Source organism: Salinirubellus salinus (genome assembly GCF_025231485.1).
Lineage (GTDB): Archaea > Halobacteriota > Halobacteria > Halobacteriales > Haloarculaceae > Salinirubellus > Salinirubellus salinus.
Window position 1 is genome coordinate 946,227 of the sequence record NZ_CP104003.1, and the last position, 21,198, is coordinate 967,424.

General features: G+C 66.2%; 19 protein-coding genes. 10 read left to right on the plus strand and 9 right to left on the minus strand.

What is annotated here, in order from left to right:
* Both N0B31_RS05235 and N0B31_RS05240 read left to right on the plus strand, forming a co-directional pair.
* Positions 1-2,646 carry a DUF1156 domain-containing protein gene (locus tag N0B31_RS05235; RefSeq protein ID WP_260594795.1) on the plus strand — a complete coding sequence of 882 codons (2,646 nt, stop codon included), beginning with the start codon at positions 1-3 and terminating at the stop codon, positions 2,644-2,646.
* 6 nt (positions 2,647-2,652) lie between these two features.
* Positions 2,653-3,045, plus strand: a complete 393-nt coding sequence (locus tag N0B31_RS05240; protein ID WP_260594796.1) for a DUF8076 family protein — start codon at positions 2,653-2,655, stop codon at positions 3,043-3,045.
* 24 nt (positions 3,046-3,069) lie between these two features.
* Here N0B31_RS05240 and N0B31_RS05245 read toward each other — a convergent pair whose 3' ends face one another.
* Positions 3,070-3,501, minus strand: a complete 432-nt coding sequence (locus N0B31_RS05245) for a winged helix-turn-helix transcriptional regulator (protein ID WP_260594797.1) — start codon at positions 3,499-3,501, stop codon at positions 3,070-3,072.
* Between the two features lie 273 nt (positions 3,502-3,774).
* Here N0B31_RS05245 and N0B31_RS05250 point away from each other — a divergent pair, with 273 nt between their 5' ends.
* Positions 3,775-5,679, plus strand: a complete 1,905-nt coding sequence (locus tag N0B31_RS05250) for a hypothetical protein (RefSeq protein WP_260594799.1) — start codon at positions 3,775-3,777, stop codon at positions 5,677-5,679.
* 588 nt (positions 5,680-6,267) lie between these two features.
* Here N0B31_RS05250 and N0B31_RS05255 read toward each other — a convergent pair.
* The 5 genes from N0B31_RS05255 to N0B31_RS05275 all read right to left on the minus strand — a co-directional run bounded on the left by N0B31_RS05255 (position 6,268) and on the right by N0B31_RS05275 (position 13,828).
* Complete coding sequence (locus tag N0B31_RS05255) at positions 6,268-8,460, minus strand: DUF7846 domain-containing protein (protein WP_260594801.1); 2,193 nt, start codon at positions 8,458-8,460, stop codon at positions 6,268-6,270.
* Between the two features lie 43 nt (positions 8,461-8,503).
* A complete protein-coding gene (locus N0B31_RS05260; protein WP_260594803.1) occupies positions 8,504-9,760 on the minus strand; it encodes an ABC transporter ATP-binding protein in 1,257 nt (418 codons plus the stop codon).
* The gene (locus N0B31_RS05265; RefSeq protein WP_260594804.1) at positions 9,753-11,378 is read right to left on the minus strand and encodes an ABC transporter permease; all 1,626 of its coding nucleotides are present in this window, start codon (positions 11,376-11,378) and stop codon (positions 9,753-9,755) included. The genes N0B31_RS05260 and N0B31_RS05265 overlap by 8 nt, the downstream gene beginning before the upstream one ends.
* 1 nt (position 11,379) lies before the next feature.
* The gene (locus tag N0B31_RS05270) at positions 11,380-12,555 is read right to left on the minus strand and encodes an iron ABC transporter substrate-binding protein (RefSeq protein WP_260594806.1); all 1,176 of its coding nucleotides are present in this window, start codon (positions 12,553-12,555) and stop codon (positions 11,380-11,382) included.
* Positions 12,556-12,658: 103 nt separating this feature from the next.
* On the minus strand, positions 12,659-13,828 hold the full coding sequence (locus N0B31_RS05275) for an alpha-1 4-glucan-protein synthase (RefSeq protein ID WP_260594807.1): 1,170 nt from the start codon (positions 13,826-13,828) through the stop codon (positions 12,659-12,661).
* Between the two features lie 331 nt (positions 13,829-14,159).
* Between N0B31_RS05275 and N0B31_RS05280 the strand changes: the two genes are divergently transcribed.
* The 5 genes from N0B31_RS05280 to N0B31_RS05300 are packed head-to-tail and all read left to right on the plus strand — an operon-like array spanning position 14,160 to position 18,504.
* Positions 14,160-14,903 carry a beta-ketoacyl-ACP reductase gene (locus N0B31_RS05280; protein WP_260594808.1) on the plus strand — a complete coding sequence of 248 codons (744 nt, stop codon included), beginning with the start codon at positions 14,160-14,162 and terminating at the stop codon, positions 14,901-14,903.
* A gap of 1 nt (position 14,904) precedes the next feature.
* The gene (locus N0B31_RS05285; RefSeq protein ID WP_260594809.1) at positions 14,905-16,497 is read left to right on the plus strand and encodes an acyl-CoA carboxylase subunit beta; all 1,593 of its coding nucleotides are present in this window, start codon (positions 14,905-14,907) and stop codon (positions 16,495-16,497) included.
* Positions 16,494-16,931 carry a DUF8022 family protein gene (locus N0B31_RS05290; RefSeq protein ID WP_260594810.1) on the plus strand — a complete coding sequence of 146 codons (438 nt, stop codon included), beginning with the start codon at positions 16,494-16,496 and terminating at the stop codon, positions 16,929-16,931. Before N0B31_RS05285 ends, N0B31_RS05290 begins: the two co-directional genes overlap by 4 nt.
* 42 nt (positions 16,932-16,973) lie before the next feature.
* Positions 16,974-18,128, plus strand: a complete 1,155-nt coding sequence (locus N0B31_RS05295; protein ID WP_260594811.1) for a thiolase family protein — start codon at positions 16,974-16,976, stop codon at positions 18,126-18,128.
* 1 nt (position 18,129) lies between these two features.
* A complete protein-coding gene (locus N0B31_RS05300) occupies positions 18,130-18,504 on the plus strand; it encodes an OB-fold domain-containing protein (RefSeq protein ID WP_260594812.1) in 375 nt (124 codons plus the stop codon).
* An 11-nt stretch (positions 18,505-18,515) separates the two neighbouring features.
* Here N0B31_RS05300 and N0B31_RS05305 read toward each other — a convergent pair whose 3' ends face one another.
* Complete coding sequence (locus N0B31_RS05305) at positions 18,516-19,280, minus strand: DUF7547 family protein (RefSeq protein ID WP_260594813.1); 765 nt, start codon at positions 19,278-19,280, stop codon at positions 18,516-18,518.
* Between the two features lie 97 nt (positions 19,281-19,377).
* On the opposite strand from N0B31_RS05305, the gene N0B31_RS05310 reads away from it, so the two are divergent.
* Positions 19,378-20,076 carry a DUF7504 family protein gene (locus tag N0B31_RS05310; protein ID WP_260594814.1) on the plus strand — a complete coding sequence of 233 codons (699 nt, stop codon included), beginning with the start codon at positions 19,378-19,380 and terminating at the stop codon, positions 20,074-20,076.
* Between the two features lie 55 nt (positions 20,077-20,131).
* Entirely contained in the window at positions 20,132-20,296 is a 165-nt protein-coding gene (locus tag N0B31_RS05315; RefSeq protein ID WP_260594815.1) for a DUF7331 family protein, read from the plus strand.
* 123 nt (positions 20,297-20,419) lie between these two features.
* Here the strand turns inward: N0B31_RS05315 and dpsA are convergent, their stop codons facing one another.
* Both dpsA and N0B31_RS05325 read right to left on the minus strand, forming a co-directional pair.
* Positions 20,420-20,965, minus strand: coding sequence for a DNA starvation/stationary phase protection protein DpsA (gene dpsA / locus N0B31_RS05320; RefSeq protein WP_260594816.1), 546 nt, complete (start codon positions 20,963-20,965; stop codon positions 20,420-20,422).
* Positions 20,966-21,060: 95 nt separating this feature from the next.
* Positions 21,061-21,198 carry a hypothetical protein gene (locus N0B31_RS05325; protein ID WP_260594817.1) on the minus strand — a complete coding sequence of 46 codons (138 nt, stop codon included), beginning with the start codon at positions 21,196-21,198 and terminating at the stop codon, positions 21,061-21,063.

Genomic DNA, 21,198 nt, shown 5'->3' on the forward strand with positions numbered 1-21,198 from the left:
ATGGAGACCTGGAACAAACTACCCCTCGAACTCATCGACGAACTGGCGGAGAAAGAGACCTACCGACGCGACATCTACCGGCCCATCTACTCGCTCCACAAGTGGTGGGCACGCCGTCCGGGCTCCACGTTCCGATGCCTCGGCCTCGCCGCACTCAGCGACGACAGTGTCACCAAGGACGACATTCTTCGAGAGGTGCCTCAGACGGGCACACATGAGGGGCTGTACCTCAATCCAAGCAAAGACAGAATCGACAACGATGCAGTAGTTCTTGATCCGTTCGCTGGTGGCGGTACAAGTCTAGTTGAGTTGAATCGACTCGGTGCGGATGTCATCGGGTACGAGCTGAATCCTGTGGCATGGTGGATTCAAAAGAAGTCGATGGATGAAGTCAATATTGAGGTTCTGAGGTCTGAGTTCGACCGTATAATCCAAGAAACGAGAGAAGAAGTTGCCAACCTCTATACGACGACCAATCCGCAGACCGGTGAAGAGTGCGAAGTACTCTACTACTTCCAGTCTCAGAAAATTCCGTGCTTGACCTGTGATGAAGAGGTTCAACTCTTCCCGCGTTACCAGCTAGCAAAAACAAAGGCGACCCGACCTGGAGCCCTATATTGTCCTAACGAAGAGTGTGACGACCGGGTTATTGAGCTACGTGACAGAAAAAAGGGTCTTGATGCCGGTGACGAGGTGACCGTCGAGGACGGACAGCCAGTCGAGGTAACTGAAGATGGAAACGAGGTTTGTCCCAGTTGCGGGCACGAGTTCGATCCAAACGACGGTAATGCCGGATACGGGAAGTACACATGTTCTAACGGGCACAAGCACGACATCAAGGAAACCCTCCAGCGCCGAGATCGGGCACCTCAGTTCGAGAGATTCGCCCTCCAGTACGTCGATGCTCGCGGGGAAAAGAAGATAAAACAGTTCGACGAGAGCGATGCTGAGTCTGTCAAAGCTGCCCGAGAGCGACTTGAGGATGCCCGAGCAGACCTGCCTATCCCCTCACAAGAGATACCAGAAGGTATGGCGATGACGACTGGCGCGTTGCTAAACTACAACTACACGAGGTTCAGCGAACTATTTACCGACCGACACCTTCTGACCTTTGGGCTTTTGTTCAGGAAGGCGTGGGCAGTCCGCAGTAACCAGTTTGAGGAAGCCGATGCGCAGAACATCGCTGAGTTTCTCGTCACAGCCATCTCGAACTGCTTAGAGCGGAACAGCAAACTCTCCATGTGGGACTACGGCGATCAGAAGGGGTTCAATGTGTTCAAGCGACACGCATTCATCCCACGTGTCCAACCTGTTGAGTCGAATCCACTTAACCACGAAGGAACCGTCGCCTCCCTCCAGAACTTCTTTGATAAGGTCGAACGAGCTAAGCGATACTGTGAAAGACCGTTCGAGAAGGTCAAGAACCGCCAAAGCGGCTCGGTTGAGCAGTTCTATATCAACTCGGAATCGGTTAGCGAGTCCCGAGTCGCTGGGCTAAACTGCCAAACAGCAGAACAGCTGTCGGAGTCTGATGAGTCAGTTGATTACGTCATCACGGATCCACCGTATTATGATAATGTCCAGTACTCGAAGCTCTCGGACTACTTCTATGTCTGGCTCCGTGAGTGCCTTCAGGATGAGTACGAACAGTTCGAGCCTGAACTAGTTCCGAAGGCCAGAGAAATCGTCTCCAACCGGAAGTCGGGGAAAGATGAGGAGTTCTTCGTCGAATCTCTGACCAACGTCTTCGAGGAGTCACATCGTGTCCTGAAGCAGGACGGCGAACTGCTGTTCACCTACCACCACAACGAGAACGAGGCGTGGTCAGTCATTCTCGAGGCGCTGATCAAGAGTGGTTTCACCGTTACTGGAGCCTATCCCGTCCAGTCGGAGATGCCGAACAGCCCCCACATCAAGGATCTCGACAACGCTGAGTACGACATCCTCGTCTTCGCCAACAAAGACGAGGCTGACGAGGAAATCACCCTCTCTGAGTTGCGCAACGAACTCTACTTCGAGGTCGAGGATCTCATCGAAGAGGAGCGTGAGCGTCACGAGAACCTCTCCACGGCCGATCTCGGCGTCATCCTCCGCGGGAAGTGTATGTACCACTACTCCAAGCACTACCCCGAGGTGTACGCTGACGGCGAGCAGGTCGGTGTCAAACAGGCACTCGACACCGTCGACAGCGTCATCGAGCAGGTCGTCGAAACCTCTGTCGACCTCCCCTCCAGCATCGATCCGCTGTCGAGGTCGTTCGCGTGGCTGGTCGACCGCCAACCTGTTGAGTTCAACGACCTGAACAAGCACCTGATGGCGAAGGGGCTGAGCATGGAGGATCTCACCGACGAGGCGCTGGTGACGGGAGAGAAGCCGGAGAAGCGAGCGCAGACAGTCGAGGAGCGGCTGGAACTCATCGAGAAGAAACTCGGTGGATCGAACAACGCCCCCGACCAAGGCGATGACCTGCTCGCCATCGACAAGGTACAGTACCTCGCGCATCTGTATCGCACAGAGCAGAACACCCTTGAGTACCAGAAAGCCTGGAAGACGCACGACCTCGTGGAGTTGGCAAAGTTCATCGCCGATGCTACCGGAAATGAAGTCTACGAAAATGCGTTGGAAGCCAACGCGTTAGGGTGGTAATTGGATATGACACTTCGACCTGTCTACAACGTCGTGACAGAGCCCGAGGAGGACGACCTCCCCGAGTACACGGCGCTCGCGTTCTTCCGAGCGTGTGCGGCCGACGAGGAGCTGCCGACCCGACTGACGGTCACCGATCTTGACCAGTTCCTCTATCGCGCAGTCACGGACGAGCGGACGGCGGTCATTTCCGAGCTCCACCACGTCCTGCGACAGACCGATTCTATCCGGCCCCACTCGGTGGTACAGTTCGTGGTCGACGGCCGGTTGTTCGACGAGGAGATCGTCCGGTTGGGCGTGCCGACCGGGCGAGACAGCTACGAGGACGTCGCCATCGACGAGTTGTTCGTGGCTCCGCTCGAGCGTGAGGGCGCGACCCACTACGTGGCTCGGAAGTAGCGGAGCGCAGGTGGCTCCCTCGCTCTATGGGCCCGTGTACCGCCGGAGATGTTCCCGAAGGTCGTCCTGTACCGGCTGCTTCAGGTCGCCCTCGTTCTCCGCCACCCACGTCACCAGTTCATTCACTCCCTCGTCGAACTGTTGCCGTAGCATCTTGATCGTGCGATGCCGTTCCGTCAGTCCGGAGTGGTCGAGGTAGAGCCGAACCCCTGCGCCGGTCTCGGTCAGTTGGTACGCGTGGGAGGTTCCACGGCCCTGAATTTCCTGGCGCTCGTACAGTCCAAGCTCCTCGCCCTCCTGGAGACGGGTTGAGACCGTCGAACGGCTGACCGACACTCCCTCCACTAAGCGGTTGAACTGGCTGCCGTCGGGGTTGATCTCACAGAGCAGTTCGACCGCCCCCTTGGCCCCCAGATGAGCCGAGAGGGTCACGTCCGTGCCATCGTCACCACTCATACGACCAATAGTACACTCTAAACCATACTAATACTTGGGGTTAATTGGTGGTGGGCGGGGTTCACGTTAATCGACACGCGTTTACGCGTTCGAACAGTCGGCTAGAGTCGATTGGGGATGTCACCAGCATCCCGGCAAACGAGGCATCTAGACTCCGCCAGTTTAGTCCAAACTGTACCATCAACAGGTAACATGTCGCTCACGAACGCGATGGACGCGGTGACATCGGCCCCGAGGAGACACCGGGCCGTCACACTCCTGAACCTCCCGTAGATGCCTCTCGACGAGCCCCTCCAACACGCGGTGACAAATGCGCGGTCACAGGCGGAGGAGCTCTTCCTCGAGCGGGGCAACCTCACATACGTTATCGGGAAGCTCGTCCTGCCGATTCATCTGCTTGAGGACGACCACGACCACAAGACCAGCAACCCGTATGATTTCGAGGGGATGCTCAAGCTCCGTCTCTACCGGCTTACGACCGATATGAGCCAGGAGGCACTCTCTGATCGGCTTGACAGCTGGCCCTACCTCCAGCAGCGGTTCGGCTTGGATGGTGCCCCGGCGCAGGAGACGATTTCCTACACGGAGCGAAACCGATTCGGGCTGACCACCCGCCGCTTCCTGCGAAAAGTGGCCGAGGTGCTTGCCGAGTTGGCCGAGGAGCACGACGCGACCTACAGCCCCGACGAGTCCCCGGACACCGATCCGTCACCCGAAGAGATTGAAGCCAGTAGCGAGCCGATTCACCACTACGTTGATCGGCACGCCACGGATGTCATCAGGGGGGCACAGAACGAGGTGTGGCCGGAGCTCAACACGGGACGTGCCGAAAACATCAAACATGAAGACGAGAGGGTGTGGGAGCATCAGACCGCGATGAGCCTCGTTGATCGGGCCGGCACGCACTCCGCATTCCGCACCTTCAACAAGTTCCGGTGGGATGCCCTCCACCACGACTCCCACCTCTACGCGGTACAGAAGCTCGGCATCCCCGACGATTACGCCTACGACCCCTCCGAGTACCCCGGCGCCGAACTCCCCACTCCCAGCTGGCAGGAGGTCACTACCGCCATCCAAAACCAGTTCAACCCCGCCATTGACCGGTTGATGGCCAACATCGCACCGACGAGGCTCTTCACCGAGCCGGTGGTGGCCGCCATCGACTCGACGCACGATCCGTTCAATGTGTCCCCCTACAAGAGTGAGGAGGACGTTGAGCCGGGCGACGACCGGGTTGTTGTGGACGAGCAGACTGGAGCCACGAGGGTGCCCAAGGACGACTACCCCGAGATGGTGAACGGCGGCGAGGGCAAAAACACGTACCAGTACGAGTATGCGACCCTCACGGTCGTCGGCCGGAACGCACCGATCGTGTTGGCGGTCGAGCCGATCCGACACCACTCGACGTGGGAGGGGGAGGACGGTGAGTCTGTCAGCTGGGCCGAGGTGGTTGACCGCCTCCTCACGCAGGCCCGGAAGCACGTCGACATCGACCTCGTGATGGCCGACCGCGCGTTCGAGGGACACGCCGTCGGTCACGTCATCGACCAGTACCACGACCTGAACTACCTGATTCCAAAGAAGAAGAACGCGACCGTCGGCGGGGAGAACGTCGGCGACAAGCTGAGCGACGTGAAGGAGGACATGGAGCTCCGGAGCCGCGTCGAGCGCGACGCGTCCCTACACCTACGATCGGACACTCCGTACGTGGACGTGGCGAGCGACCCGACCGTTGGCGAGGACAGGTACAGCCACGATTCGAGCTTTCTGTACGTCCCGGCGGAGGACGAGGAGTGGGCCATCGACGAGGACAACGAGTATGCCGTCTTCGTGACGAACATCGACGACGTCTCCCCGATGGAGGCCATCGGCCTCTCGGATGAATATTCCAAGCGTTGGGATATAGAAATCAACTACAAGATGGTGAAGCCGTTGCTGCCGTCGATTCGGTCGACGGACTTCCGGATGCGGTTCTTCGCGTTCGCGTACAGCCTGCTGATGTACAATCTATGGCGGATGGTGGATCACGCGATGAAGACGCTGGCGTCGGAGGTGTACGAGGAGTACGGTCGGGGGCCGCACGAGAAGCGACTGGATCCGCTGTTGACGCAGGCGGATCTTCATATGACGTCGTTGGTGCTGATGATGATGCCGGATGGGCTTGACCCGCCGTTCTGAGGGCGGCGATTTGGTAATTCTCCTGACTGGTTAGGGGCTGGTATGTTCGGTGTGCTTGGTTTGCGGCCCTGATTTCTCAGACTTAGTATGATTAGGTCGTTGGGGCGGGGAGCCAGCCTCGGCTGACCCCGAACTCGTCGGTTCACCCCCGAAGATCGAGCAACTCGCTTGGTAACCACCCCTACTTTCCGAAACTGTGCGATGTTCGACACGCGACACCAGACAGTCGAGAGCAGGCGCCAGCACCCCGTTACCGGGAGTTCGGCCTCATGGGTCGCCACCACCTGACCGTCTGCGGCGACCGTGACACCGCTCGAGCCGCGGTCACACCTCGGCGGCCCACGACTGTCCACCGCCGAGTTCGGTGGGCCGCGACCACGTGCCGTCCCAGTGTAGCCCTCGCAGCGGCGGACAGCGTCGTCGCCAACATCTCGCCGGGGAGATTCGGTTCGCGTCGCTCGAGAGATCGAACGTTCCGGGCAGACTCCTGGTGGTAGCGCCGGCCGTCCCCAGTTCGACGGTGGCCTACCGGCCCGTCGCGTGGGCGACGCCACGCTGGCCACGACCGAGTCCGTCGTCGTCGTCACCTCACCGCGTCGGCACGGAGGCGCTCGTGGCGTTCCCCTCGCCCGACGTCGTCAGGGCGCGCACGCTGACGCCATCGAGGTACTCCCCGCCGGCGTCACCGAGGTAGGTCGCCTCCGTCCCGCAGTCCGGAGTGAGGCGACAGACCCGCGTCTCCGGTGGCCACACGAGCGCGACGCCGTCGGTCGTCTCCCGGACCGTGGCCTCCTGTCGGTACGTGACCGTCGCCCCACCCTCCTGGACGAACGTCACCGCGAGGGACACCTCGGCGGCGCCGTCGTACCCGACCCGACCGTCACCGCGTGGGACGAAGCCATCGCCGGTGACCCGGGCCGCACCCGGCTGGACCGACCACGGGACGGTGAGGTTCCCCGTGGGGTCGGCGGTGACGTCGTAGACGGCCGCCCGGTCGCCGACCTCGAGCCGGACGCTCGACGGCTCACCCACCACCCCGACCGTCGTCCGGATCGCGTGGCTCGACCCCTGCTGGACCTGCAATCGCTGTATCGACGCGACCACGTCGGGACGGGGGTCGGGCGTCCACGGCCCGCGGTAGGTGTAGCGGTACAGGTCGCGATCCGGGTGAGCGTCGAGGACGGCGAAGTCCTCGTCGGGACCCCGGTCCAGCGCGTAGACGACGGGACCACGCAGGTCGCCGTCGTTCTGGAGCGACTGGAACGGGTGGCCGAGCCAGTCGCCGTACGGGTTCGGGACGAACACCAGCGCATCCTCGAAGGCCGGGTCCGAGCCGAACGGGCCACGTTCCCAGTCACCCCCGGCACGGCTCTGGAAGGGCGCGTAGGCCTGCTCGTAACGGTCCGTGTACGTCGCGTGCCGTTCGACCGGGTCGTCGAGCGCGCCCACCGTGGTGACGCCGGCGACGGCGAGGCCGGCGACGAGCAGCACACCGAGGGCCACGCGCGTGTCGCGCGTGGAGAGGTCTCCCTCCTCGGCCGCCTCTCGGAGCCGGCGCCACGAGACGACCAGGCCGGCGGCCGTGAACGCCGAGAACGGCAACAGCAGGTCGAAGTGGTAGAACGGACCCAGCACGGCGATCAGCCCGTCGTTCGGGTCCGGGAGATCGGCCAGCACGTTCAGGTTCCCCCAGAACAGCACGTTCCCGGCCGTGACCGTCACGGCCACGGCGGCGAACGTGACCCGCAGTGTCTCGTCGTACGCGTTGTAGACTCGGTCGGCGCGCCGCGCGACCGCACGTGGGCCTACCACGTCGGCGAGCGGGCCGACGGTGAGCACGAGTCCGAGCAGGGCCACGACCGGCCCGACCGGTGGCGCGAACGCCCACCTCGTGAGGTACGCGAACACGACGCGTCCGTTCGCCTCGAGTGCGAGGGCCGGCGTGTAAACCCTATCGTACGATAGGATTCGTCGCTCGCCGAACCCGAGCCCGTCGAGTGGTGCGAACGCCTGGTACGGGAAGACGAACGGGTCGCCCGTCGTCAGCGAGTTGTAGTAGAGTGCGGTGGCGACGCCGGCGAGGCCCAGCACCGCGAGCAGCGCGTTCCGACCGAACGACCGGACGAGGACGTCGTACTTCTCCTCCAACGCCGCGTCCAGCAGCGCGTACATCGCGTGCAGGACGAACGGAAGCGCGAACAGCACCGCCGTGTACGGGCGCGAGAAGAACGCGAGCCCCAGCGCGACGCCGGCGAACGCGGCGTACCCGAGGCTGTCTCTCCGCACAGAGCGGACGTACCCCAGCGCGAACGCGAGGTTGAACATCGTCGTCGTCGCGTAGGGGAGGAACGTCGCGGACTGGACGACGAAGAGGGGTGTGGCCGCGGCCACGCCGCCGGCGACGACGCCGACCCGACGGTCGAACGCCTCGGCCGTCAGCAGCCCGACGAGGAAGACGTTCGCGAACGCGACGAACGCCAGCGCGAGGCGAGCCTCGCCGAGGGCCATCGCGAGCGCGAACACGCCGGGCGGGACCGGGGCGTACTTCGGGTAGAGGCGCGCGCCGTCCTCAACGAAGAACCACCAGCGGAACGCCTCGGGTACCTCGCTGGCGAACCAGAGTCGACCGTCGAGGAGGAGGCGGGCCTGCTGGAGGTAGACCCCCTCGTCGTGGTTGAGCGAGTGGTACGGCAGGAGTTCGACACTCGTGTAGAGCGCGAGCGCCGCGGAGACGAGAGCGATGGCGCCGAGGGCGACCGTCTCTCTCGGTGGCCGTCTCATCGACGGGACTGTAACGCCCGACGGTATCGTTCCATCGGTCGGCTCACGAGCCCGAACGGTCGACTCGGCCCCCGTCCGCCATCCGACGCTTCCCGCGGGGGAACCACGCGAGGTCGTGGTCGGCGGCGAGGCGGACGTGGACGGGCGAGTCGAGCGGCACCTCGTCGGCGTGGTTGTGCATCACGCCAATGGTGTCGCCCGAGTCCAGTTCGACGCGGTAGAGGACGGTCGGGCCGAGGTAGCGTCGGTGGACGACGGTCCCGTTCGGCTCGCCCTCACCCTCCCGGCTGCAGGCCACGTCGTCGGGCCGGACGAGGACGTCGATGTCCGAGCCGTCGTACTCCGCGGTCAGCCCGTGTACCCGGTCGAGCGAGACCGTCCCGAGCCCCGTCCGCACCAGGCCTCCCTCCACCGTGCCCGCGAGGAACGAGGCGTGTCCGAGGAAGGAGGCGACGAACCGCGACTCCGGCTGCTGGAACACCTGCTCGGGGCGTCCCACCTGTTCCAGTCGGCCGTCGTACATCACGGCCACGCGGTCGGAGATGCTCATCGCCTCCTCCTGGTCATGGGTGACGGAGACGGCGGTGACGCCGGCCTCCTTCAGGATACGCCTGACCTCCTCGCGCATCTCGACCCGGAGGTCGACGTCCAGGTTCGAGAACGGCTCGTCGAGCAGGAGGAGGTCGGGTTCGGGCGCCAGCGACCGGGCGAGTGCCACCCGCTGCTGTTGGCCCCCGCTCAGTTCGTCGGGGTACTTCTCGCCGTGTTCGGTCAGCCCGACGAGTTCGAGCAGGTCCTCGACGCGCTGGTCACGCTCCGGGTGGTCCTCGATACCGAACGCGACGTTCTCTCGCGCGGTGAGGTGCGGGAACAGCGCGAACTCCTGGAAGACGACACCGACGTCACGCTCCTCGGCCGGGGCGAACCGGCTCCCGTCCGCGACCACCTCGTCCTGCAGGCTGATGGTCCCCTCGGATGGCTCCTCGAGACCGGCGACGAGCCGGAGTGTCGTCGTCTTCCCACAGCCCGAGGGACCGAGCAGGGTGAGCAGCTCACCCTCGCGTACCGAGAGCGACAGATCGTCGATGACCGTCGTCCCGCCGTAGCGTTTGGTCACCGCGTTGAGTTCGAGGACCGTGTCGGCGTCCGGGTCACGCTGGGGGCGGCCGTACCGGAGCTGGTCGGCCACCCCGTCACGTTCGGCCTCGCGTTCGAGTGTCTCACTGCCCGCGCGCCGGTCACGCCGGTCACTCCCGCTCGACTGGACCGAGGGCTCGCTCTGTTCGCCCTCGCTACTCATCCTGGTCACCTCCGCCGAGTTCGTACTTCTCTGTGGCGAGGATGACGAGCATCGACAGCGCGGAGACGAACAGCAGGACGAACGCGGGGAAGGCGGCCTGTCCGTAGTAGCCCGACTGCTGGACCGACCAGATGTAGGTGACGAGCGTCTTGAACTCCGGCGGGCGAAGGAGGAGCGTCGCCGGGAGTTCCTTCATCGTCGTGAGGAAGACGAGTGCCGCCCCGCCGAGGACGCCGGGGAGGACGAGCGGGAAGGTGACCCGTCGGAACGCCTCGCGCGGCGTGTGCCCGAGGGTGCGTGCGGCCTCCGGCAGCGTGTTCGAGACGCCGAGGAACGCCGCGCGCGACGACCCGAGCGCCTGAGGGAGGAATCGAACCACGTAGGCGAATATCAGCAGGGGCAGGAGTATGAGTCCTTCGCGATACAGGTTGCCACCGTAGCGCGCCCCGAAGAACACGAGTGCGAGTCCCATCACCACGCCGGGGACGGCGTAGCCGACGTAGGACGCACGTTCGAGCAACCAGGGCAGCGGGTGGTCGCTCCGCGTCGAGAGGTAGGCGATGGGGAGGGCGGCGAGCGCGCAGACCAGCGCCGCGGCCGCCGCGACGGCGACCGAGTTCAGCGCGTAGGTCGGCTGGAACGCGAGCGAGGGGGTCGCGCTGCCGCGGACGAGCCAGAGTGCGAGGATACCGAGCGGGACGACGAGGGCGAGCGACGCCACCGCCAGACAGGCGGCGACCGCGGGCCACCGCCAGCGACCCAGTCGGACCGTCGTGCCACGGCCGGTCCGGTCGGACTCGACGCCGCTCCCACGGACCCGCGACTCGACGGCGAGGATGACGAACGTCACGACGACCAGCTGCAGCGAGAGCAGGGAGGCGAGGTCACGCCCGCCACCGAGCACGTCGTTGTACTCGACGAAGATGACCCGCGTGAACGCGTCGAACCGCATGATGGCAGGCGTCCCGAAGTCGGAGAGGGTGTAGAGCGCGACCAGCAACGCCCCGGCCGCCACCGCGGGCCTGATCTGTGGGACGGTGACCCGTTTGAACGCCTGCCACTTCGTGTGTCTCAGGGTCCGGGCCGCGTCCACGAGCCGCGTGTCCATCGACTGGAGGCTCGCCCGCGTGGTGATGTAGACGTACGGGTACGTGTAGAGGGTCAGGACGAGCACGGTCCCGCCGAGGCCGTAGATGGAGGGGAGTTGCTCGACGCCGAACGGGGCGAGTAGGTCCTGGAGCTGCCCACGGGGGCCGAACGCCGAGACGAACGCGAACGCGCCGATGTAACTGGGGACGACGAGCGGCATCGCCAGCAGGACGGTGAACGCCCGCCGTGCCGGGAGGTCGGTCCGGACCGTCAGGTACGCGGTGGGGACACCGAGGAGGATGGAGGCGGTGGTGACCCCCACGACCAGCAGGGCGCTGTTGAGGAACACCTGGACGGTGGTGGGACGGGTGAGCAGCCGGAGCCAGTCCGAGGCGTCGAGCGCGCTGGCGAGGACCCAGAGCAGTGGCGAGAGCACGACCGCCGCGATGGCCGCCGAGAGGAGCGTCAGCCCGACCGGTAGCTCCTCGTCGCCCCCTCGCAGCGCGGCGAGTCGGCTCCGGGTCGACATCCTACACCGAGATACCGACGTCGCGGAGCAGTTCGATGGTCGGTCCGAGGTCGGCGAGTTGTGAGAGGTCGAGGTCGCTCGGCGGGTTCAGTTCGTCGATGGTCGGCAGGTCGCCGACCGGTTCGACCCCCGGGATGAGGGGGTACTCGAACGTCGTCGTGGCGAAGTACTCCTGCGCCTCGGCCGAGAGCAGGTGTCGGACGAAGTTCGCCGCCATGTCCGTGTCGTCGGCCGTGTCGACGACTGCCGCGCCAGCCACGTTGAAGATGGCACCGGCGTCGTTCTCCGTGAACGCCGTGGCCAGCGGGGCGTTCGGCCGCCCGTCGAGCACGCGCTGGATGTAGTAGTGGTTCGTGAACCCGGCGGAGATCTCGCCGTCGGCGATGGCCTGCGAGATGGCGAACTCGTCGCTGTACGACTGCACCCCGAGGTCGAGCATCCCCTGGAGCCAGTCACGGGTCGCCGATTCGCCGTTCAGCACGCGCATCGCGGTGACGAACGCCTGGAACGACCCGTAGGAGGGCGCCCACCCCAGCTCGTTCTGGAACTGCGACTGCTCGGGGAAGGCGAAGATGTCGTCGGGGATGTCCGACTCGGAGAACGTCTCGGTGTTGTACGGGACCGTCCGGGCGCGGCCGGAGGTGCCCACCCAGCGACCCTGCGGGTCCTCGAACTCGTCGCGGACCAGGTCGAGGACCTCGTCCGGGAGCGTGGTCGCTCGGCCCTGCCCGGCGAGGGCACCCAGCGCGCCCGCGTTGACCGAGTAGAACACGTCGGCGGGGGAGTTGTTCCCCTCCGTGAGGATCTGGTTCACGAGGTCCGTCGAGCCGTCGTAGCGGACCCGCAGGGTCAGGTCCGGGTAGAGGTCCTCGATGTACGAGACGAGCGAGCCGACGAGCGCCTCGCCGCGGCCGGAGTAGACGTCGATGGTGCCAGAGAGGTCGGGCATGTCCGCCATCGGCGTACCGCCCGGGGCGCCACGGCCCTCGCGGCCGGAGCCGATCTGTCCCGGTCCGGGCTCGTCCGGGGTGTCCGAGTCGCCCTCCGTCGGCGTCGAGTCCTCGCCCGGCGTCGGCGTGTTCGAGCCCGTGCTACAGCCCGCCAGCGCCGAGATGCCGGCAACGCCGGAGAGCGCGAGCACCCGGCGACGGGTTGTCGGCTTCACGTCCTCGTTCATGTTCGATTTAGGCTCTCCTAAATCACTTGAACCTAGCGGTCGGCCGCCGGTACGCGACTCGTCGTCACGCGCCGTCCCGTCCGGGCGCTCGTGGTCGGGCGCCTCAGTCATCGTCGGCCCTCGCCGTCGCAGGGGTCGCACGCGGTGCGTCGAGCGCCGCGAGACAGTCCAGCCAGTCGCGCATGTGCTCGCCGACGAAGTTGAGGAACCCGCCGTTGTTCCACTCGTCGAACTCGCCGTCGGCCAGCGCGTCGGCCATCGCCGCGAACGCCTCGCGGTAGGAGTCGGCCCCGTCGCCCACCTCGTCGACGACCTTCCAGACGTGCTCGTTGAGTTCGAGCGCCGGCACCTCGTTGTTCAGGTCGTCGAACGTCGAGCGGGGCGCCTTGTTGTGCTCGCAGAGCGGCGTCCCCGTGAGGATCTGGTCGCCGAGCAGGTCGGCAGCGCGTTTGAGGAAGACACCCGACCAGATGTCGTCGAAGCGGCCCACGTCCCACTCGTTGTCGTCCATCGGCAACTGGTAGAACGCCGGGACCACCTCGCGGCGGAACGCGAGGTTCATCGAACAGACCGTGAGGTACTGGCCCGGTTCGGCGACGAAGTCCTCGTCGAAGTCCGCGCGGGTCGTCCGGGTGGCGGCCTGTCCGCGCAGGTCGCCGTCCATCAGGATGCGGACCGCGTCGAGGTCCGGGACGTTCGTCCAGAGGCCCTGCGAGGCGACTACGTCGCCCGCGGCGAGCGTCGTGGTGCCGATCTCCACCGTCTCGTCCATCGCGGCGTACGGATAGCCACGGGGGTAGAGGCCGTGCTCCTCGAAGTTCTCGAAGAGGACGTTGACCCAGTTCTCGTCGGAGCGCACAGCAGTCACCTCGCCCGAACGGTCGAGGTTCGTGTAGTGCCCCCCGAAGAAGTCCGTGTCGTGCGGGAGGGTGTCGTCGTCGATGAAGAAGCCGTAGTCGAACTGCTCGTTGGCCCAGAGGTAGAGGAGGCCGAAGCTCGTCTCGGCGTGGCTCGCCGCCGGGATCACGTGGTCGTACTCGTCGACGTCCTGTTCGCGGTACCAGTCGGCCCGGTCGCTCGCGTCGAAGACCCGGCCGGCCACGTCGAGGTCGGCGAGCATCTCGCGCATCCGCTCGGTGTCACAGAAGTCCTCTGTCACGAGACAGAAGAAGAGGCGGTCGGCGTGTCCGTGTTCGCGGGCGTTGGCGACGTACTCGCGGACGCACTCGTACTCTCGGATGGTCGGGACCACCACGCAGGTGTCCGGTTGCATTGGCTCCTAGTGTTTAGGCCGTCCTAAAGTAGTTGTCGAAGTTTAGGCCGTCCTAAACAGCCGGAGGGAACTAGCGTTCGGGCGACACTTCCGCACCCGACGAACATTGTTATTAATATCCATACGTGCAGGTCTTTCGCACGTTCGTGCAGCACAGGGGGGCGTGAGGTGTCGTAACACCCACCTTCGGCACGAGTCCTTATATCGAACTCAGAAAATAAAAAATGTTTAAGGGGTGCGCTTATGGGCTTCAATGAACCGTTTTTTGACGACGGGTGCGCGCGACACGAGCGACGCACGACACCGGACGGTCGGACCCGTCGAGACCACCATGAAACTGCAAGACAAGACCTGTGTTGTGACGGGCGGTTCGAGAGGCATCGGACGCGCTATCGCCGAGGACCTCGGCGAAGAGGGCGCCAACGTCGTCGTCAACTACCGCTCCTCCGAGCGCGAGGCGTACGACGTCGCCGAAGCTATCGACGAGGGGCCGGGGAGTGCCGTCCCGGTCCAGGCCGACGTCTCGAACATGGACGAGGTCCGCGCGATGTACGACGTCGTCGACGACGTCTACGGCGGGGCCGACGTCCTCGTCAACAACGCGGGGATGACCCGTGACGGGAAGTTCGAGAGCATGACCCGCGAGGACTGGGAGCAGGTGATGGAGGTGAACCTCGGCGGGGTGTTCAACTGCACCAAGACGTTCTTCGACGACATCTGCGAGGCGGACGGCGGACGCCTCGTCAACATCTCCTCCGTGGTGGGCCAGCAGGGCAACTACGGGCAGGCCAACTACGCGACGACGAAGTCCGGCCTGTTCGGGTTCACCCGCACCATCGCGCTGGAGATGGCGAGTTCCGGGTCGACGGCCAACTGCGTGGCGCCGGGGTTCGTCAAGACGGACATGCTGGAGACGGTGCCCGACCGGGTGAAGGAGAAGATCCTCGACCGCATCCCCCTGAGCCGCTTCGCGACGACGGACGACGTGGCCGGCATCGTCCGGTTCGTCGCCGGGCCGGACTCCTCGTACATGACCGGCCAGATCCTCGCCGTCAACGGGGGGATGGAGTGGTGAGATGAGCGACCAGGCTCCAGAGCCGACGGAACCGGTGGGGACGGGGGACGGCGAGACGGTCGACCCCCTCGCGGAGCTCGAGGCGCGGCGGGCACAGGCCCGAGCAGGTGGTGGTCCGGAACGCGTGGCGGCACAGCACGAACGCGGCAAGATGACCGCGCGCGAGCGTATCGACTACTTGCTGGACGACGGGACGTTCCGGGAGATAGATACCTTCGTCGAGCACCGCTCGCAGCACCCGGACGTGTCCGACCGGACCTACCCTGGGGACGCCGTGGTGACCGGCTACGGTGACGTCGAGGGGCGGAAGGTGGTGGTCTTCGCCCACGACTTCACCGTCCTCGGTGGGTCGGTCGGCGAGGTGGTCGGCCAGAAGGTCTCGAAGGCGCTCGACCACGCCGTCGAGAAGGGCGTCCCGATAATCGGGCTGAACGACTCGGCGGGCGCCCGCATCCAGGAGGGGGTCGATTCGCTCGTCGGGTTCGCGAAGATATTCAAGCGCAACACCGACGCCTCCGGGCTCGTCCCGCAGATCTCCTGTATCATGGGCCCGTGTGCGGGCGGTGCGACGTACTCGCCCGCACTCACCGACTTCACCTTCATGGTGGAGGGGACCTCCCACGCGTTCCTGACCGGCCCGGACGTGGTGGAGACGGTGACTGGCGAACGAGTCTCGATGGCGGAACTCGGTGGGGCGCACGCCCACACCAGCAAGTCCGGCTTCGCGCACGCGGTCTACCCCGACGAAGAGGCGACCCTCGACGCCGTCCGGCACCTCCTCTCGTACCTGCCGCTGAACGAGGTGGAGGACCCGCCACACCTCGACCCGTGGGACGACCCGGACCGCGACTGCGAGTTCGACATGGTCCCGCAGGACCCGAAGAAGCCCTACGACGCCACCGAGGTGGTGGAGGAACTGGTCGACGAGGGCTCGTTCTTCGAGGTCCACGGCTCGTTCGCGCGGAACGTGGTCGTCGGCTTCGGTCGGCTCGACGGCCGCTCGGTGGGCGTCGTGGCGAACCAGCCACGGGTCAACGCCGGCACCCTCGACATCGAGGCCTCGCAGAAGGCCGCCCGGTTCGTCCGGACGTGCGACTCGTTCAACGTCCCCATCGTGACGCTCGTGGACGTACCGGGGTTCATGCCCGGCACCGCACAGGAGCACGACGGCGTCATCCGGCACGGCGCGAAGCTCATCTACGCCTACGCGGAGGCGTCGGTCCCCCTGCTCACGGTGGTGACGCGCAAGGCGTACGGCGGCGCGTACATCGTGATGGGATCGAAGGAACTCGGCGCCGACGTGAACTACGCGTGGCCCGGCGCGGAGATGGCCGTCCTCGGGCCTCGTGGGGCGGTCAACATCCTCCACCGCGAGGAGATCCAGTCGGCCACCGACCCCGAGGCCCGTCGCCAGGAGCTGATGGACGAGTACCGCGCGGAGTTCGCGAACCCGTACGGCCCGGCCAGACGGGGACACGTCGACGACGTGATCGACCCCGCCGAGACACGACGCCGGCTGATAGACGACCTCGAACTGCTCGAGCGAAAGCGCGTCCAGCCCATCGAGAAGACCCACGGCAACGTCCCACTATGACACCCGACGCGAGACCCACGGAACGGCGGCCCGAGACGGAGATGGATGCGGAGACCGAGCACGAGTCCGGAAGGGCCCGGCAGACGGCGGAGTACGCGGACCTCCACCCGGACGTCCGAGCGGTGATGCGGGCGACGGAGGCCTTGCCGGTCCACGACGATGGCGAGGTACCGGTCATCGAGCTCCCGACGGAGACGGGGTCGGTGCGGGCGAGCATCCCGGCCCACGCCAGCGATCGTGAGGCCGCGGTCATCGCCGTCGCCATCACCGCCCACCTCCGTGACGAGGCGGTGGCGGCCGCGGATGGGCCGTCGCTGGCCGGCCGGTGGCAGCTCTGTCACCGTGCTGGCGACGCCGTCGGTCGGTCGCTGCGGCGCGCCCCGTCGGTCGGGGACGCGTGGAAGGTGGCGGGCCGCGTCCGCGCCCGGCGGTAGCGCGACCCGAACAGTTACCCACCGTCGATGTGAGGGGCCGCTATGACCGACGTGGCAGTCATCGGTGCCTCGATGACGCAGTTCGGCAACCGCGAGGGCGAGTGGATACGAGACCTGCTCGCCGAGGCGGGACAGGCGTGTCTCGCCGACGCGACCGTCTCGCCCGACGACGTTGAACACCTCTACGTCTCGAACATGGCGAGCGGCGAGTTCGAGGGGCAGACGGGCGTGATGAACGCGCTCGCTCACGACATGGGCGTGCTCCCCGCGTACGCACAGCGGGTGGATCAGACCTCCGCCTCCGGCGGGGCGGGCATCTACGCCGCGTGGCAGTCCATCGCCAGCGGGGCGAGCGACCTGACGCTGCTCGTCGGCGGCGAGAAGATGACCCACAAGACGACCGGCGAGGCGACGGACGTCATCGCCTCCATCACCCACCCCGCCGAGTACAAACACGGGCTGACGCTCCCGTCGTTCGCGGGGCTGACCGCCCGACACTACCTCGAGAAGTTCGACGCCCCGCGCGAGGCGCTCGCTCGCGTGGCGGTGAAGAACCACGAGAACGGGACGCGCAACCCGCACGCCCAGTTCCGCAAGACGGTGGACATGGAGACGGTGCTGGACTCGCCGATGGTCGCAGACCCGCTGCGACTCTACGACTTCTGTCCCATCACCGACGGCTCGGCGGCGATGCTGTTCTGCCCCGAGGAGCTCGCCCGCGAGTACACGGACGAGTACGCCACCGTCGCGGGCGTCGCGGGCGCGACCGACACCCACGTCGTCCACGAGCGTGCGGACCCGACGCACATGGGTGCCGTCGCGGAGTCCGGCCGCGAGGCGTTCGAGATGGCCGATGCCGACCCCGAGGACGTGGACGTGGCCGAACTCCACGACATGTTCACCATCCTCGAACTCCTGCAGATGGAGGCGCTTGGCTTCGCCGAACAGGGTGAGGCCTGGAAGCGCGTCGAGGCGGGCGAGACGGCGATAGACGGTGACCTCCCCATCAACACCTCCGGCGGCCTGAAGTCGAAGGGCCACCCTCTCGGCGCCAGCGGCGTCGCACAGGGGGTCGAGATATACGAGCAACTCGTCGGCGAGGCTGGCGACAGACAGGTCGACGCCGAACTCGGGCTCGCCTGCAACGTGGGTGGGTTCGGGAACTGTGTGACGACCACGCTCATGGAGGTGGCCTGAGATGAGCGACGAGTCCAGCATGGACGCGGCGCGCTACGCCGACGGCTCGATCACCTACCCGGTCCACCCGGTCGGTCCGGACGGGAGCGAACCGGTCGAGATGGTCGACCTGAGCGCGTTCACCGCCGAGGTGGTGACGTGGACCACGTCGCACGCCACGCCGCCCGGCGTCCGCCAGCCGAACACGCTCGCCATCGTCGAGTTCGACGTCGAGGGGACCCCGGTCCGGGCCATCGGTCAGACGACCACCGACGAGGTCACGACGGGCGACACCGTCCAGCCGGTCTACGTCGAGGAACTCCGTGACCCCGCGGCAGGGATGAAGGAGCCCGAGAGCCAGGACTGGGACGGCTTCCGGTTCGAGCCGGTCGAGTAACGGCCGGTCGATCAGTCCTCGGAGTCGTCTTCGCCGGCTCCGTCGTCGCGCTCGGCCGACTCTCCACCCGGTCGCCACGCTGCCGAGCGCTCGCGTTCGTCGGCCACCGCCTCCCGTATCGACTCGAGTTCCGCGTCGACGTCGACTGCCGGGCCGTCGTCCGTGGTCGGCGGGTCGACGTCCTCGGCCTCCGGCGTCGGTTCGGACTCGGCGCGGACCGGAATCTCGTGGGCACCGTCGCGGTCGGCCCGGTCGGTGCGGCGGCGGTCGTGACGGTCCCGCCGGTCGGTCTCCGCCCGACGACGCGCGGCGCTCTCGTCCGGCGCCCCGGTCCGGAGGCGTGCGTCCACCTCGTCGCGGAGACTGCGGGCCTCGGCCAACAGGTCACGGGCCTCCCCCGCCGGGGGTTCGCCCTCGAGCGCGGTCGTCAACTCGGAGAGGGCGGCGTCGACCCGGTCGAGCGTGGCACGACCGGCCGACTCCACGCGGCGGGCGGCGTCGCTCGTCGTCTCCCGGCGGGTCGAGTCGATTGGTCGGCCGTCGACGAGTCGGAGCGTCGCCCGGAGGAGTTCGAGCGCGCGGATGGACGCCTCGAGGACCGATATCAGCGTCGGGATGGTGTAGGACTCGGTGAACCGCAGCAGTTCCCGCGGGCCGGCCGGTGCGGGCGGTCCCCCGCGGTCCCGCTCGACCGTCACCTGCAGTTCGTCGAGGGTGTCGCGCAACTCCTCGACCAGCGTCGCGAGGTCCGGGTCCGAACGGTCTCGACTGCTCATGTGTCACCGTTGGTCACCCAAGGACTAAACGGTGGTCGGTCAGGGAACCGATGGCGCCCCACAATATTTAACCGCCGGCGCAGTACGAATCTAGTAGATGGAGCCCGGCGGGCGGACCTCCGAGACCGCGACGTTCGCGCAGGCGCTAGCCTCGCTCAAACGACGTGGCAGCAGCCTCCTGCTCGTCGGCCCCGCCTACGAGGAGGCCCACCTCCCCGCGTCCCGTCGTCTCCTCGGATCCGCGGAAGAGGCGACGGAACGCGCGCGACTCCTCGTCGTCACGGACGGGGTGGCGTCGGCCGGCAGCCGCCTCGCCGGTGTCGCGAGCGAGACGGTCCGGACCCTCACCTACGAGGCACCGACACGCGGGGGCGCAGCGGCAGCCGTCGGGACGGACGACGCAGGCGTGGGCGCCGGGGGGCTAGCCGCCGAGGCACCGCCGCCAGACCTCGCATCGCTCTGTCGCCGAATCGACGAGGCCATCGACGAGGTGGAGGCCGAACGCGGGCAGCTGGCGCCGGCCGAACTGCGCGTCTGTTTCGACTCGCTCGTCCCACTCCTCGAGCAGTACGAGGAGCGCGAGGTGTTCACCTTCCTCCACGCGCTGACCGCCGCGACGCGGGAGGTCGGCGCGATGGCGCACTACCACCTCCCGGTGCCGGCCGACGACCCACTGGTCGGGACGCTGGCACCGCTGTTCGACGCCGTCATCGAACTCCGGTCGACCCCCGATGGCGCCCAGCAGCGCTGGCGACTCACCGACGAGGACGTCGTCACCGAGTGGCTCCCGGTCTGAGTGGGTTCTAGGCGGACCGAAACCTTTTACCGATTAGGGCAGCCTAAAACAGTCGATGAGTGCACCCGCGTCGTCGGACCCCGCGCCGGACGAGGAACCACCGGAACGGCACCGGCGTATCTCCGCGTACAGTTCTCGCCCCGACCGGACCGTCTTCACGGAGTCTGGCAACCCGGACGGGTGGATCGCCACCGACGCCACCGTCGACGTCGAACCGTAGTCCCGGTCCGTCTCGGCTCTCGGTCGGCCTCGACGCCTCGTGCGAGCGCCCGCACCATCGGCGTTGTCGCTCTCCGCGTAGCGTGCGAAAGAAGGCTCGGTAGGTGTCGTCGGGGCTCCGGTCTCAGTTCGTCGCGCTCTCGACGACCAGCGAGTCGTCGTCGAGGTAGTGCTCGAAGTGGTGGGCGTGTTCCTCCAGGTCCTCGAGCGCCTCGCGGTAGACCTCGCCGGTCGTGTAGTCGCCGAAGTCCTCGACCATCCCGATGTGCTGGCGGACGGCCTCGATCATGTCGCCGAACATCTGCAGGTCGTGCTCCAGCGAGGTGCGCACGTCGTAGACGTCCGCGTCCTCGGGGGAGACGGTGGCGTGTTCCTCGTAGGTCGCGCCACCGCTGAGCGGGACGCCACCGAGGGCCTGCGCACGCTCGGCGAACTCGTCTGCGGCCTCCTCGAGGTCCGCGGCCACCTCACCGAGGTAGACGTGCAGGTCGCGGAACTCGGCACCCTCCACGTTCCAGTGGTGCTTCTTGATCTGGTGGTACGCGACGTAGGTGTCCGCGAGGTCCGTGTTCAGCGCGTCGACGACCTGTTCGGCCTTCTCCGTGTCCATGCGGAGGCTGTTCTCCTCGACGGTGCCGGCCTGCTGACGGACTTCCTTCTGGGTGCTCATCTCGGCTACACGTACTCACGCGAGCGTCATAAACCTTGGTTCTGTGAGAAAATTTCTTTGGCGAACCGAAAATAGATATTCGCTCATCGGGATGTTCACCCCTCCGGGATGGCGACTATCCCACGGGCGAGTGTGACGTCGACGACCCGCTCGTCGGCGGCGAAGCCGGTCAGGTCGTGCTCGGGAAACACGGCGACGTCCGTCCGGGCGGGCGGCGAGGTCGAACGAGTCAC

Bases quoted from the DNA above. Each gene is read 5' to 3' on its own strand.
- N0B31_RS05235 (WP_260594795.1), top strand. From the start codon at position 1: ATGGAGACCTGGAACAAACTACCCCTCGAACTCATCGACGAACTGGCG.
- N0B31_RS05240 (WP_260594796.1), top strand. From the start codon at position 2,653: ATGACACTTCGACCTGTCTACAACGTCGTGACAGAGCCCGAGGAGGAC.
- N0B31_RS05245 (WP_260594797.1), bottom strand. From the start codon at position 3,501: ATGAGTGGTGACGATGGCACGGACGTGACCCTCTCGGCTCATCTGGGG.
- N0B31_RS05250 (WP_260594799.1), top strand. From the start codon at position 3,775: ATGCCTCTCGACGAGCCCCTCCAACACGCGGTGACAAATGCGCGGTCA.
- N0B31_RS05255 (WP_260594801.1), bottom strand. From the start codon at position 8,460: ATGAGACGGCCACCGAGAGAGACGGTCGCCCTCGGCGCCATCGCTCTC.
- N0B31_RS05260 (WP_260594803.1), bottom strand. From the start codon at position 9,760: ATGAGTAGCGAGGGCGAACAGAGCGAGCCCTCGGTCCAGTCGAGCGGG.
- N0B31_RS05265 (WP_260594804.1), bottom strand. From the start codon at position 11,378: ATGTCGACCCGGAGCCGACTCGCCGCGCTGCGAGGGGGCGACGAGGAG.
- N0B31_RS05270 (WP_260594806.1), bottom strand. From the start codon at position 12,555: ATGAACGAGGACGTGAAGCCGACAACCCGTCGCCGGGTGCTCGCGCTC.
- N0B31_RS05275 (WP_260594807.1), bottom strand. From the start codon at position 13,828: ATGCAACCGGACACCTGCGTGGTGGTCCCGACCATCCGAGAGTACGAG.
- N0B31_RS05280 (WP_260594808.1), top strand. From the start codon at position 14,160: ATGAAACTGCAAGACAAGACCTGTGTTGTGACGGGCGGTTCGAGAGGC.
- N0B31_RS05285 (WP_260594809.1), top strand. From the start codon at position 14,905: ATGAGCGACCAGGCTCCAGAGCCGACGGAACCGGTGGGGACGGGGGAC.
- N0B31_RS05290 (WP_260594810.1), top strand. From the start codon at position 16,494: ATGACACCCGACGCGAGACCCACGGAACGGCGGCCCGAGACGGAGATG.
- N0B31_RS05295 (WP_260594811.1), top strand. From the start codon at position 16,974: ATGACCGACGTGGCAGTCATCGGTGCCTCGATGACGCAGTTCGGCAAC.
- N0B31_RS05300 (WP_260594812.1), top strand. From the start codon at position 18,130: ATGAGCGACGAGTCCAGCATGGACGCGGCGCGCTACGCCGACGGCTCG.
- N0B31_RS05305 (WP_260594813.1), bottom strand. From the start codon at position 19,280: ATGAGCAGTCGAGACCGTTCGGACCCGGACCTCGCGACGCTGGTCGAG.
- N0B31_RS05310 (WP_260594814.1), top strand. From the start codon at position 19,378: ATGGAGCCCGGCGGGCGGACCTCCGAGACCGCGACGTTCGCGCAGGCG.
- N0B31_RS05315 (WP_260594815.1), top strand. From the start codon at position 20,132: ATGAGTGCACCCGCGTCGTCGGACCCCGCGCCGGACGAGGAACCACCG.
- dpsA (WP_260594816.1), bottom strand. From the start codon at position 20,965: ATGAGCACCCAGAAGGAAGTCCGTCAGCAGGCCGGCACCGTCGAGGAG.